Source organism: Allobosea sp. P4_C6 (genome assembly GCF_056402015.1).
Genome location: NZ_JBFUIF010000016.1, coordinates 80,283 through 94,073, shown reverse-complemented (window position 1 = coordinate 94,073; position 13,791 = coordinate 80,283). Strand labels below are relative to the sequence as shown.

Annotated in this window: 11 protein-coding genes; 10 read left to right on the top strand and 1 reads right to left on the bottom strand. The window is 66.3% G+C overall.

All coding sequences use genetic code 11. The features are described 5' to 3' along the window. Nucleotides 1–20 precede the first annotated feature (20 nt). From AC1DVA_RS13785 to AC1DVA_RS13740, 10 genes are all read left to right on the top strand, one after another. Entirely contained in the window at nt 21–851 is an 831-nt protein-coding gene (locus AC1DVA_RS13785; RefSeq protein ID WP_476806213.1) for an ABC transporter substrate-binding protein, read from the top strand. Between the two features lie 206 nt (nt 852–1,057). Beyond that, nucleotides 1,058–2,236 (top strand): cell division protein ZapE, encoded by a 1,179-nt coding sequence (gene zapE / locus AC1DVA_RS13780; RefSeq protein WP_476806212.1) that lies wholly within the window; start codon nt 1,058–1,060, stop codon nt 2,234–2,236. A 209-nt stretch (nt 2,237–2,445) separates the two neighbouring features. After that, complete coding sequence (locus AC1DVA_RS13775; RefSeq protein WP_476806211.1) at nt 2,446–3,045, top strand: TetR/AcrR family transcriptional regulator; 600 nt, start codon at nt 2,446–2,448, stop codon at nt 3,043–3,045. Between the two features lie 262 nt (nt 3,046–3,307). Beyond that, nucleotides 3,308–4,270: a malate dehydrogenase gene (gene mdh, locus AC1DVA_RS13770; protein ID WP_476806210.1), complete on the top strand. Its 963-nt coding sequence runs from the start codon at nt 3,308–3,310 to the stop codon at nt 4,268–4,270. Nucleotides 4,271–4,349: 79 nt separating this feature from the next. After that, complete coding sequence (sucC, locus tag AC1DVA_RS13765) at nt 4,350–5,546, top strand: ADP-forming succinate--CoA ligase subunit beta (RefSeq protein ID WP_265050003.1); 1,197 nt, start codon at nt 4,350–4,352, stop codon at nt 5,544–5,546. Nucleotides 5,547–5,555: 9 nt separating this feature from the next. Beyond that, entirely contained in the window at nt 5,556–6,440 is an 885-nt protein-coding gene (sucD, locus tag AC1DVA_RS13760) for a succinate--CoA ligase subunit alpha (RefSeq protein ID WP_265050002.1), read from the top strand. Between the two features lie 209 nt (nt 6,441–6,649). Further along, entirely contained in the window at nt 6,650–9,607 is a 2,958-nt protein-coding gene (locus tag AC1DVA_RS13755; protein WP_476806209.1) for a 2-oxoglutarate dehydrogenase E1 component, read from the top strand. A gap of 129 nt (nt 9,608–9,736) precedes the next feature. Beyond that, nucleotides 9,737–11,014, top strand: coding sequence for a 2-oxoglutarate dehydrogenase complex dihydrolipoyllysine-residue succinyltransferase (gene odhB / locus AC1DVA_RS13750; RefSeq protein WP_476806208.1), 1,278 nt, complete (start codon nt 9,737–9,739; stop codon nt 11,012–11,014). Between the two features lie 42 nt (nt 11,015–11,056). Next, a complete protein-coding gene (locus tag AC1DVA_RS13745) occupies nt 11,057–11,473 on the top strand; it encodes a VOC family protein (protein ID WP_476806207.1) in 417 nt (138 codons plus the stop codon). A gap of 87 nt (nt 11,474–11,560) precedes the next feature. Next, on the top strand, nt 11,561–11,965 hold the full coding sequence (locus AC1DVA_RS13740) for an MAPEG family protein (protein WP_265049998.1): 405 nt from the start codon (nt 11,561–11,563) through the stop codon (nt 11,963–11,965). Between the two features lie 148 nt (nt 11,966–12,113). Here the strand turns inward: AC1DVA_RS13740 and AC1DVA_RS13735 are convergent, their stop codons facing one another. After that, complete coding sequence (locus AC1DVA_RS13735; protein WP_476806206.1) at nt 12,114–13,781, bottom strand: L-lactate permease; 1,668 nt, start codon at nt 13,779–13,781, stop codon at nt 12,114–12,116. Nucleotides 13,782–13,791 lie beyond the last annotated feature (10 nt).

Genomic DNA, 13,791 nt, shown 5'->3' with positions numbered 1-13,791 from the left:
TCACTAGAGGGAGAGACCACATGCTTCGTTTGACCATCGCCGCCGCGCTGCTCGCCGGCACCGCGCTCGCCGCGCAGGCCCAAGCCCTGCCGGATCGCGTCAAGACCGCCGGCAAGATCATCATCGCCACCCAGCCGAACTATCCGCCGATCACCTTCAAGGACGTGGCGACCAACCAGCTCTCGGGCTTCGACATCGAGCTCGGCGAGGCCATCGCCAAGGAGCTCGGCATCAAGGTCGAGTGGCAGGAGACCGCCTTCGCCCAGATGCTGTCCTCGCTGCAGACGGGCCGCGTCGACGCGGTGATGGCGGGGATGAGCGACCTGCCGGCGCGGCGCGAGGCCGCCGATTTCATCAACTACCTGGATTCCGGCGCGCAATTCTACACGGTCACGGCGTTCAAGGACACGATCAAGACTCCCGAAGACCTCTGCGGCAAGAGCGTCGGCGCCAGCCGCGCGACCAACTGGCCGCGCCAGATCGGCGAGTGGAGCGCAGCGAACTGCGTCGCCAAGGGCAAGCCCGCGGTCAACGTGGTCGAGACCGAGGGCTCGGTCGATGCCCGCACCCAGCTCAAGACGCAGCGCCTGCAGGGCGGCGTCCAGGGCAGCGAGACGATGAGCCATTTCCAGAAGCTCGAGCCGAACACCTATATCCCGCTTGGCAAGCCCTTCACCCATTCGCTGGCCGGCATCCCCTTCGCCAAGACGGCGGAAGGCACGCAGCTGCGCGACGCCGTCAAGGGCGCGCTCGACCGGCTCCAGGCGAACGGCACCTATGACGCGCTGATCCAGAAGTACGGCCTGCCCGACAACGCGATCAAGCCGATCACCGTCAACCAGGGCAAGTAAGTCCTGCGGAGCATCTGCGCGTCATGCTCGGGCTTGACCCGAGCATCTCGGAAACCGGCGCGCGCTCGTCATGAGATTCTCGGGTCGACGCGATGCGTCGACCCGAGAATCACGCTCTTTTCCCGAAACGGTCCGTCGGACTTGCGATGATGGCAGGGCTGCCGTAACCCGGTCTGGTCTCATCCGGATCGCCATCGCCCGCCACCATGACAGCCTCGATCACCGACCGTTATGCCGCCCTGGTCGAGGCGGACGCTATCGAGCGCGATCCCGCGCAGGTCGCGGTGGTGAAGCGGCTGGAAGTCCTGACCGCCGCCCTCGCAGCCCGCCGCCTCGCCCGCAAGGGCAGCGCGCTGGGCTGGCTCTTCGGCAAGAAGCCGGACACGGCCGAGGCGCCGAAAGGGCTGTACATCTGGGGCTCGGTCGGCCGCGGCAAGACCATGCTGATGGACATGTTCTTCGAGGCCGCGCCGGTGAAGCGCAAGCGCCGCGTGCATTTCCACGAGTTCCTGGCCGATGTGCACGGACGCATCAACATCTACCGCCAGAAGATCAAGAGCGGCGAGGTCAAGGACGCCGACCCGATCGCGCCCGTCGCCGCCGAACTCGCGGACGAGGCCTACCTGCTCTGCTTCGACGAGTTCACCGTCACCGACATCGCCGATGCTATGATCCTCGGGCGGCTGTTCACGGCGCTTTTCGCCGCCGGCGTCGTGGTGGTCGCGACCTCGAATGTCGAGCCGTCGCGGCTCTATGAGGGCGGGCTCAACCGGGCGCTGTTCCTCCCTTTCGTCGCGCTGCTGCAGACCAAGGTCGAGGTGCTCAAGCTCGATGCCCGTACCGATTTCCGGCTGGAGAAGCTCGGCGGCGCGCCGGTCTACCATGTGCCGGCCGACGAGAAGGCCAAGGCTGCGCTCGACACGGCCTTCAAGGCACTGTCCGGCACGGCGCAGGGGCCGCGCACGGTGCTGAACGTGCAGGGGCACGACCTCGTCCTGCCGCAGGCGGCGGGCGGCGTGGCGCGAGCGGGCTTCGCCGATCTCTGCGCCCAGGCCTATGGCGCCTCGGACTACATCGCGCTGGCGCAGCGTTTCCATACGCTGGTGCTCGATGGCATCCCGATCCTCGATTTCGATCGGCGCAACGAGGCCAAGCGCTTCATCATCCTGATCGACACGCTCTATGAGCACCATGTGAAGCTCGTCGCCTCGGCGGCGGCCGAACCGCACGAGCTCTACCATGCCAGGCAGGGGCGCGAGGCCTTCGAGTTCGACCGCACCGTCTCGCGGCTGATCGAGATGCGTTCCGAGGAATATCTCGCCATGCCGCATGGCCGCCCCGACTCGACGGCGAGCGGGGATACCACGGGACTGGTGGAGACGTGATGACGGCCGGCGGCGCGAATCCCTCACCGTCATTCCGGGGCGCCCCGCAGGGGCGAGCCCGGAATCCAGAGCCGACGCCGCCGATCCAGAGAGAGGCATCGGATGGCACAGCGACCGCGCGAGGGGCATCGGTTCTGGGTTCCGGGCTCATCGCTGCGCGATGCCCCGGAATGACGGCGGTGCTATCTGAGCCGATGGATCGCTGACCCATGCCCCAGCGCGAGCCGAGCGAGACCCGCATCCTTTCGGTCGCCAGCGAGCATCTGCGCAAGTTCGGGCTGAAGCGCTTCACCGTCGTCGCCGTGGCGGAAGAGGCGGGTATGACGCATGCCAATGTCTACCGCTACTTTCCCTCGCGGGTGGCGCTCATCGATGCTGTCGTCGATGTCTGGCTGAAGGCGACCGAGCGCCGGCTCGCCGATGTCGCCGACGGGCCTGATCCGGCCGACGACAAGCTCGAACGGTTGATCCTGGCGCTGGCCAAGGCCAATCGCGATCTGCTCAGCGAGGACCCGCATCTGTTCGCGGCGCTGTCGCTCGCCGTCGCCAAGCGCCATGCCATCAGCCGGCGCAACCGCACGCGCGTGCGCGCCCTGTTCGAGCGCGTCGTCGACGAGGGCATCGCGACGGGCGTCTTCGAGCCGCGCGACCGCGACCGCGCCATCGCCTTCGTCATCGACGCCACGCACCGCTTCATCCATCCCGCCTCGCTGGCGCTGGAAGCGGATGTTCCGCTGGCTTCGGTCGATACGCGACTCTCCACCCTGATCCGCGTGATCCTGCGGGTGCTCGGTAGCGGCATCGTGTGAAAAATTTGGTGACGAATTACAGAATTCGTAAATTGTAACTGCTCGAATTCCGGCCACCCCGCGACGGGCCGCTGAAATGTGCCCGCGCAAGTCATTGAAAAATCTAAGACTGCCCTGATCTCTCGCGCGAGGCGGGGGCAGGCGCCCCGGAAAAGCCGCTTTTCGGGCAAGGGTTGCGGCAAAAGCCCGGTTTGGGCCAAAGGAACGCACGGTTTGGCCGGCTCGCCGGCATTTTGCAGCGCCAGGACAAAAGGACTAGGCAATGGCCCGTAAGAAGATCGCCCTCATCGGCTCCGGCCAGATCGGCGGCACGCTCGCCCACCTCGCCGGCCTCAAGGAGCTGGGCGACATCGTCCTGTTCGACATCGCCGACGGCATCCCGCAGGGCAAGGGTCTGGACATCGCCGAGTCCGCGCCGGTCGACGGCTTCGACGCCGGCTACAAGGGCACGAGCTCCTACGAGGACATCAAGGGCGCCGACGTCGTGATCGTCACCGCCGGCGTGCCGCGCAAGCCCGGCATGAGCCGCGACGACCTGATCGGCATCAACCTCAAGGTGATGAAGGCGGTTGGCGAGGGCATCAAGCAGTATGCGCCGAAGGCCTTCGTGATCTGCATTACCAACCCGCTCGACGCGATGGTCTGGGCGCTGCAGAAGTTCTCCGGCATCAAGCCGAACATGATCTGCGGCATGGCCGGCGTGCTCGACTCCGCCCGCTTCCGCCACTTCCTCGCCGAGGAGTTCCAGGTCTCGGTCAAGGACGTCTCGGCCTTCGTGCTCGGCGGCCATGGCGACGACATGGTGCCGCTCGTCCGCTATTCGGGCGTCGCCGGCATCCCGCTGCCGGACCTCGTCAAGATGAAGTGGACGACGCAGGAGAAGCTGGACGCCATCGTCGAGCGCACCCGCAAGGGCGGCGGCGAGATCGTCAACCTGCTCAAGACCGGCTCGGCCTTCTACGCTCCGGCCGCCTCCGCCATCGCGATGGCCGAGAGCTATCTCAAGGACCAGAAGCGCGTGCTGCCGGCAGCCGCCGCGCTCAGGGGCCAGTACGGCGTCAAGGACATGTTCGTCGGCGTTCCCGTCGTGATCGGCGCCAAGGGCGTCGAGCGCGTCGTCAAGATCCGCCTCAACGGCGCCGAGAAGGAGATGCTGGCGAAGTCGGTGGCTTCGGTGCAGGGCCTCATCGACGCCTGCAAGAACGTCGATCCGTCACTCGCGTGAGCTTAAGTGAGGGCGACGGCGCGGATTCGCGCCGTCGCCCTCTCGTCAATTTTCGGTCGCTGTCAGGGAAACCGAGCACATGAACATCCACGAATACCAGGGCAAAGCCATCCTCAAGGAATTCGGCGCGCCCGTTTCGGCCGGTTTCCCGGCACTGACGGTGGCCGAGGCGGTCGAAGCCGCCAGGAAGCTGCCGGGGCCGCTCTATGTCGTGAAGTCGCAGATCCATGCCGGCGGACGCGGCAAGGGCAAGTTCAAGGAACTCGGCCCTGACGCGAAGGGCGGCGTGCGCCTGGCCAAGTCGGTCGAGGAAGTCGAGGCCCACGCCAAGGAGATGCTCGGCAACACGCTGGTCACCGTGCAGACCGGCGAGACCGGCAAGCAGGTCAACCGCCTCTATATCGAGGACGGCTCGGACATCGAGAAGGAGTTCTACCTCTCGGCGCTGGTCGACCGCGAGACCTCGCGCATCGCCTTCGTCGTCTCGACGGAAGGCGGCATGGACATCGAGGCCGTTGCCCATGACACGCCCGAGAAGATCGAGACCTTCTCGGTCGATCCGGCCACCGGCATCATGCCGCATCACGGCCGCGCCATGGCGCGCATCCTCGGGCTCTCGGGCGACCTCGCCAAGCAGGCCGGCACCGTGCTCAGCCAGATCTACACCGCGTTCGTGGCCAAGGACATGGACATGCTGGAGATCAACCCGCTGATCGTGACGACCCAGGGCCAGATCAAGTGCCTGGACGCCAAGATCTCGTTCGACTCCAACGCGCTCTATCGTCACCCCGAGGTCGTTGCGCTCCGCGACACCACGGAAGAGGACGAGAAGGAGATCGAGGCGTCCAAGTACGACCTCGCCTATATCGCGCTCGATGGCACGATCGGCTGCATGGTCAACGGTGCCGGCCTCGCCATGGCGACGCTCGACATCATCCAGCTCTACGGGGAATCGCCCGCGAACTTCCTCGACGTCGGCGGCGGCGCCTCCGAAGAGAAGGTGACGGCGGCGTTCAAGATCATCACCGCCGACCCGAAGGTGAAGGGCATCCTCGTCAACATCTTCGGCGGCATCATGAAGTGCGACGTCATCGCACGCGGCGTCATCGCCGCGGTGAAGGCGGTCGGCCTTCAGGTCCCGCTGGTGGTGCGCCTGGAAGGCACCAACGTCCAGGAAGGCAAGGACATCATCTCGTCCTCCGGCCTCAACGTCATCCCCGCCGACGACCTCGACGACGCGGCGCAGAAGATCGTCGCTGCGGTCAAGAAGGCCTGAGGAGCAGACATGTCCATCCTGATCGACAAGAACACCAAGGTCATCTGCCAGGGCTTCACCGGCAAGAACGGCACCTTCCACTCCGAGCAGGCGATCGCCTATGGCACGCAGATGGTCGGCGGCACCTCGCCGGGCAAGGGCGGCTCTCTGCATCTCGGCCTGCCGGTCTTCGACAGCGTCGTCGAGGCCAGGGACAAGACCGGCGCCACGGCGTCCGTCGTCTATGTGCCGCCTCCGGGCGCGGCCGATGCGATCTGCGAGGCGATCGACGCCGAGATCCCGCTGGTGATCTGCATCACCGAGGGCATCCCGGTGCTCGACATGGTCAAGGTCAAGCGCTCGCTGGTCGGCTCCAAGACCCGCCTGATCGGACCGAACTGCCCCGGCGTCGTCACCGCAGGCGAGTCGAAGATCGGCATCATGCCGGCCAACATCTTCAAGCCCGGCTCGGTCGGCATCGTCTCGCGCTCGGGCACGCTGACCTATGAAGCGGTGTTCCAGACCACGCGCGAAGGCCTCGGCCAGACCACGGCCGTCGGCATCGGCGGCGACCCGGTCAAGGGCACCGAGTTCATCGACATGCTCGAGATGTTCCTGGCCGACGACAAGACCACCTCGATCGTCATGATCGGCGAGATCGGCGGCTCGGCCGAGGAAGACGCGGCCCAGTTCATCAAGGACGAGGCCAAGCGCGGCCGCAAGAAGCCGATGGTCGGCTTCATCGCCGGCCGTACGGCGCCTCCGGGCCGCCGCATGGGCCATGCGGGCGCGATCATCTCGGGCGGCAAGGGCGGCGCCGAGGACAAGATCGCGGCGATGGAAGCGGCCGGCATCAAGGTCTCGCCCTCGCCGGCGCGCCTTGGAAAGACCTTGGTCGAAGTGTTGAAGGGCTGATGTGCGTCGGCTCGCCGGAGCACGTCATGGCCGGGCTTGACCCGACCATCTCGTCCCGGCGGATGCGACGGCAAAATGGCAGGTCATGCTCGGGTCAAGCCCGAGCATGACGCCAGGATGCCCGGGCCGAGCCCGGGCATGACGGAACCTAAGGATGTCCGGGCAAGGGTTCGGACGTGACGCAAGCGGCGAAGGAAGGCAGGAGCATCATGGCTCGCCAGGACATCAACGAGGCTCTCGCGCAGACCGGTTTCCTCTATGGCGGCAACGCGGCCTATATCGAGGATCTCTATGCCCGCTACGAGGCCGACCCGAAGTCGGTCGACGAGCAGTGGCAGAGCTTCTTCGGCGCGCTGCAGGACGACAAGCAGGTCGTGCTGGAGAACGCCAAGGGCGCGTCCTGGAAGAAGCCGAACTGGCCGGTCACCGCCAATAGCGAACTGATCTCGGCCCTCGACGGCAATTGGGCCGTGGTCGAGAAGGTGATTTCCGACAAGCTCGGCGCCAAGGCCAAGGCCGCGGGCACCACGATCTCGGCCGCCGACGTGCAGCAGGCGACGCGCGACTCGGTGCGCGCGATCATGCTGATCCGCGCCTTCCGCATGCGCGGCCACCTGCATGCCAAGCTCGACCCGCTGGGCATCGAGAGCCGCGACGATACGGAAGAGCTGTCGCCGGCCGCCTTCGGCTTCGGCGAGGCCGATCTCGACCGCAAGATCTTCATCGACAACGTGCTCGGCATGGAGTTCGCGACCGTCCGCGAGATGGTCGCGATCCTGCAGCGGACCTATTGCGGCACGGTCGGCATCGAGTTCATGCACATTTCCGACCCCGAGCAGAAGGCCTGGCTGCAGGAGCGCATCGAGGGGCCGGACAAGGAGATCGCCTTCACCCGCGAGGGCAAGCGCGCGATCCTCAACAAGCTGGTCGAAACCGAAGGCTTCGAGAAGTTCCTCGACCTGAAGTTCACCGGCACCAAGCGCTTCGGCCTCGATGGCGGCGAGTCGCTGGTTCCGGCGCTGGAGCAGATCATCAAGCGCGGCGGCGCGCTCGGCGTGCGCGACATCGTCTTCGGCATGGCCCATCGCGGCCGCCTCAACGTGCTGACGCAGGTGCTCGGCAAGCCGCACCGCGCGCTGTTCCACGAGTTCAAGGGCGGCTCCTTMGCGCCGGATGACGTCGAGGGCTCGGGCGACGTGAAGTACCATCTCGGTGCCTCCAGCGACCGCGAGTTCGACGGCAACAACGTGCACGTCTCGCTGACCGCCAACCCGTCGCATCTCGAGATCGTCGACCCCGTCGTGCTCGGCAAGGTCCGCGCCAAGCAGGACCAGTTCGGCGACATCGTCGAGCGTTCCAAAGTGCTGCCGCTGCTGATCCATGGCGACGCGGCTTTCGCCGGCCAGGGCGTCGTGGCGGAGTGCCTGGGCCTGTCGGGCCTCAAGGGCCACCGCACCGGCGGCTCGCTGCACTTCATCATCAACAACCAGATCGGCTTCACCACCTATCCGCGCTATTCGCGCTCCTCGCCCTATCCGTCCGACGTGGCGAAGATGGTCGAGGCTCCCGTCTTCCACGTGAACGGCGACGATCCGGAAGCGGTGGTCTTCGCCGCCAAGGTCGCGATCGAGTTCCGGCAGAAGTTCCACAAGCCGGTCGTGATCGACATGTTCTGCTATCGCCGCTTCGGCCATAACGAGGGCGACGAGCCGGGCTTCACCCAGCCGCTGATGTACCGCAAGATCCGCGGCCACAAGACGACGCTGGAGCTCTACGCCGCCAAGCTCGAGGCCGAGGGCGTGCTCAACGCCGGCGAGATCGACGAGATCCGCGCCGCCTGGAAGAGCAAGCTCGAGGTCGAGTTCGACGCCGGCCAGTCCTTCAAGCCGAACAAGGCCGACTGGCTCGACGGCCGCTGGGCCGGCATGAAGGCGATCCGCGCGGACGAGGACGATCCGCGCCGCGGCGCCACCGGCGTCGAGGCAGCGGTGCTCAAGGAGATCACCGAGAAGATCACCGCGGTGCCTGCCGGCTTCAACGCGCACCGCACGATCCAGCGCTTCCTCGACAACCGCAAGAAGGCGGTCGAGGCGGGCGAGGGCATCGACTGGGCGACCGCCGAGGCGCTGGCCTTCGGCTCGCTGCTGCTCGACGGCAATCCGGTCCGCCTCTCCGGCCAGGATTGCGAGCGCGGCACCTTCTCGCAGCGCCATTCGGTGCTGATCGACCAGGAGACCGAGGCGCGCCACACCTCGCTGAACCATATCCGCGAGGACCAGGCCCGCTACGAGGTCATCAACTCGATGCTCTCGGAAGAGGCGGTGCTCGGCTTCGAGTACGGCTACACCCTGTCGGAGCCGAATGCGCTGACGATGTGGGAGGCGCAGTTCGGCGACTTCGCCAATGGCGCGCAGGTCGTGTTCGACCAGTTCATCTCGTCGGGCGAGCGCAAGTGGCTGCGCATGTCCGGCCTCGTCTGCCTGCTGCCGCATGGCTATGAGGGCCAGGGTCCGGAGCACTCCTCCGCGCGCCTCGAGCGCTTCCTGCAGATGTGCGCCGAGGACAACATGCAGGTCGCGAACTGCTCGACTCCGGCGAGCTACTTCCACATCCTGCGCCGGCAGCTGAAGCGCGACTTCCGCAAGCCGCTCATCCTGATGACGCCGAAGTCGCTGCTGCGCCACAAGCGCTGCGTCTCCGAGCTCAGCGAGCTGGCCGAGGGATCGACCTTCCACCGCGTGCTGGCTGATGATGCCGAGCGCGGCCGGTCGTCGACCAAGCTGGTCAAGGACTCGAAGATCCGCCGGGTCGTGCTCTGCTCGGGCAAGGTCTATTTCGACCTGCTGGAGGAGCGCGAGAAGCGCGGCCTCGACGACGTCTATCTGATGCGCGTGGAACAGCTCTATCCGTTCCCGCTGAAGACGCTGGCGCAGGAGCTGGCGCGCTTCAAGGGTGCCGACGTGGTCTGGTGCCAGGAAGAGCCGAAGAACATGGGCTCCTGGACCTTCGTCGAGCCCTATCTCGAATGGGTTCTGGGCCATGCCGGCTCGAAGTCGAAGCGGCCGCGCTATGTCGGCCGTCCGGCTTCGGCCGCGACCGCGACCGGCCTGATGTCGAAGCACGTCGCGCAGCTCAACGCCTTCCTCGACGAGGCCTTCGCGGGCTGATTATTCTCCCGGCAGCGCCCTTAGGGCTCCGCCGGGCTTTCATGCCGCACCGGTGTTTCCGGGGACCGATCCGCGTTCCCGAGCCGATGCCGAACCGACCGCCAGAGAACGAGACAACAGAGGCCTGACATGGCGACCGAAATCCGCGTACCCACCCTCGGCGAATCCGTTTCCGAGGCCACGATCGGCAAGTGGTTCAAGAAGCCGGGCGAGGCGGTGAAGGCCGACGAGCCTCTCGTCGAGCTGGAAACCGACAAGGTGACGCTGGAGGTCAACGCCCCGGCCGCCGGCGTGCTCGGCGAGATCGTCGCCAAGGAAGGCGAGACGGTTGGCGTCAGCGCCCTGCTCGGCACGATCGCCGAAGGCGGTGCTGCTGCTGCCGCCGCGCCGAAGAAGGACGACGCCGCCGTCGCCCAGGCTTCCGGCAAGGCCGGCTCCAGCACGGTCGCCGATGCCGAGAAGAAGACCGCCGCCATTGCCGGCGAGCCGCAGGTGAAGCCGGCGACCAAGGCCGCCGATTCCGGCCCGGCCGTGTCGCGTCTCGCCGCCGAGAGCGGCGTCAACCCGGCTTCCGTCCCCGCCTCGGGCAAGGATGGCCGCGTCACCAAGGGCGACATGCTGGCCGCGATCGCGACCGGCGGCGCTGCCGCTCCGGCCGCCGCTCCCGCTCCGGTGCAGGTCCGCGCTCCCTCGGCGCCGGACGACGCCTCGCGCGAAGAGCGCGTCAAGATGACGAAGCTGCGCCAGACCATCGCGCGCCGCCTGAAGGAAGCGCAGTCCAACGCCGCCATGCTGACGACCTTCAACGAGGTCGACATGACCAACGTCATGGCGCTGCGCAACCAGTACAAGGACGTCTTCGAGAAGAAGCACGGCGTGAAGCTCGGCTTCATGGGCTTCTTCGTGAAGGCCTGCGTCCAGGCGCTGAAGGAGATCCCGGCGGTCAATGCCGAGATCGACGGCACCGATATCATCTACAAGAACTACTACCATATCGGCGTCGCCGTCGGCACCGAGAAGGGCCTCGTCGTCCCGGTGGTGCGCGATGCCGACGATCTCTCCATCGCCGGCGTCGAGAAGAAGATCGGCGAATTCGGCAAGAAGGCCCGCGACGGCAAGCTCTCGATCGAGGAGATGCAGGGCGGCACCTTCACGATCTCGAATGGCGGCGTCTACGGCTCGCTGATGTCGACCCCGATCCTGAACGCGCCGCAATCGGCGATCCTGGGGATGCACAAGATCCAGGAGCGCCCGGTCGTGGTCGGCGGCAAGATCGAGATCCGGCCGATGATGTATCTCGCCGTTAGCTACGACCACCGCATCATCGACGGCAAGGAAGCCGTGACCTTCCTCGTCCGCGTCAAGGAAGGCCTGGAGGACCCGGCGCGCCTCGTCCTCGATCTCTGAGGACGGCCAGACCCGCGACGGCGGGGCAGGAGGAGATGAGCTATGGCTTTTCCACCGAATGTTCCGCCGCTGCAGCCACATCTCTGCGTCAGGGGCGGCAAGGCGGCGATCGCCTTCTATGAGAAGGCTTTTGGCGCGCAATGCACCTTGATGCAGGCGGCCGAGGATGGCGAGCGCGTGATGCACGCCAATCTCGCCTTGTTCGGCAGCGAGATCATGCTGCATGACGAGTTCCCGGAATTCGGCGGCCATGTCATGGCGCCGACGAGCCTCAAGGGCACCGGCGTCGCGATCAGCATCAACCTGCCGGCGCCGGCCGATGTCGATGCCGCGCTGGCCAGGGCCGAGGCTGCCGGCGCCGAAATCTTCATGCCGGCGAGCGACGTGTTCTGGGGCGCCCGCTATGGCAGGCTGCGCGACCCCTTCGGCCATGTCTGGGCGTTCAACGCGCCGCTGTGATCGCGCCTTCGCCGACGCGCCCGTGATCGGATTGGCCTGAACCCGACAAGCTGTCATGCTCCCCGCCTATCCGGGCTGGAGGGGACCATGACCGCACTTCCCATGACGACCGAAATCACCGTTCTCGGCTGGAGCGTGCTGCTCCTGCTCGTGCAGGTCGTCCTGCAGGCGGGAACGTCCGCCGATCTCGGGCCGACCTATCTGTTCAGCCCGCGCGACGAGCGGCGCGAACCGCAGAGCATCGTCGCGCAGCGGCTGAAGCGCGCGCTCGACAACCTGCTCGAAACCTATCCGGCCTTTGTGGCACTCGCGCTTGCGCTCACCGTCACGGGCAAGGCCGGCGGCATCGCGGCGACCGGGGCGTGGCTCTATCTCGCCGCGCGGTTCGTCTATGTCATTCTCTATGCCACCGGCATCCCGGTGGTCCGCACCGTCGTCTGGCTGGCCTCGGTCGCCGGCCTCGCGATGATGCTCTGGCGACTGCTGATGTGAGGCGTCGGCGCGGCAGTTCGATCCGCCGCGCCGGATCCATCCCGGAGCATGTCCGCGTTTCCCTGAATCGCGGACATGCTCCGGCCTCTTGTTCTGTCGCATTGTCTTCGCGCGAAACGGTATCCACTTCGCTCGAAGATGCTCCAGATCAGGGCTGCACCACCACCATCGCCGAGAAGGGATGGACATAGGCCTGCAGCATCACGAAGCCGCCGACCAGACTCGCCAGCACGATCGAGTGCCAGAAGACGAAGCGCAGGATCGTGCCTTCATGGCCGAACCAGCCCGTCGCGGTCGAGGCGACGACGATCGACTGGGCATCGATCATCTTGCCCATGACGCCACCCGAGGAGTTCGCCGCGCTCATCAGGATCGGCGAGAGGCCGAGCTGTTCGGAGGTGACCTTCTGCAGATTGCCGAAGAGCACGTTCGAGGCCGTGTCCGAGCCCGTGAGCGCGACGCCAAGCCAGCCGAGCAGCGTGCCGAAGAAGGGATACAGCACGCCGGTGCCGGCGAAGGCGAGGCCGAGCGTGGCGTCGATGCCCGAAAGCCGCGTCAGCGTGCCGATCGCCAGCATCGCGGCGATGGTGATCAGCGAATAGGCGCAGAGCCTGATCGTCCTGCCGTAGATCGAGAGCATCTTGCCCGGGCCGAAACCCAGCGCAAAACCAGAGATGACCGCCGCGATCAGCATGCCGCTGCCGGTATAGGACAGCCATGTGAAGGAGAAGATGGCGCCTTCCGGGKTCGGCCTGGCGGCGACGGGCGCGACCTTGTTGATCTGGTTGTGGAGATCGGGAACCGCATAGTTCCAGGTCGCCCAGGGATTGACCGCGCTCTTGAACCAGCCCGTGCCCCAGACCAGCAGGATGATGCAGACGATGATCCAGGGCGTCAGCGCCATCCAGACCTGCGATGAGCTCGGCTTGGCCCCGGCGGTGGGCTGGACGAGGCTGCCGTCGTCGGAGATGTCGTGGCCGCGCAGCTTAGGCGAGGTCCAGATCTCCTTCGGCTTCCAGACCTGCAGGAAGCCGATCAGGCAAGCCATCGAGATCAGCGAGGCGCCGATATCGACGATCCAGGGATTGATGAAGTTCGAGATCAGGAATTGCGGCACGGCGAAGGACACGCCGGTGACGAGGATCGCCGGCCAGATCTGCAACATCCCGCGCCAGCCGGCGAAGACGCAGATCAGCCAGAAGGGAACCAGCACCGAGAAGAAGGGCAGCTGACGCCCGACCATGGCGCCGAGCAGGAAGGGGTCGATGCCGGTGACCTGGCTGAGGCCCTGGATCGGCGTGCCGAGCGCGCCATAGGCGACGGGGGCGGTGTTGGCGATGAGCGAAAGGCCCGATGCCGCCAGCGGCGAGAAGCCGAGGCCGATCAGGATGGCGCCGGTGACGGCGACCGGCGTGCCGAAGCCGGACGCGCCCTCGAAGAAGGCCCCGAAGGCGAAGGCGATCAGCAGGAGCTGGATGCGGCGGTCGTCGGTGACGCCGCCGATCGTGGTCTGCAAGGTCTTGAAGGCACCTTTCTCGACCGTCAGCCGGTAGAGGAAGATGACGTTGAGGACGATCCAGCCGATCGGGAAGAAGCCGGTGACGGCGCCGAGCAGCGTCGCGCGCAGCGACATCCCTGCAGGCATGGTGAAGATGAAGATCGCGACCAGATTGGCGACGATGAGCGCGATGACGGCGGCGATGTGCGCCTTGACGGCGTTGGATGCGATGAGACCGAGCAGAACGACGACGGGTAGCGCGGCTGCGAGCGTCGACAGGACGCTGTTGCCGAATGGATCATAGACCTGATTCCACATGACGGCGTGC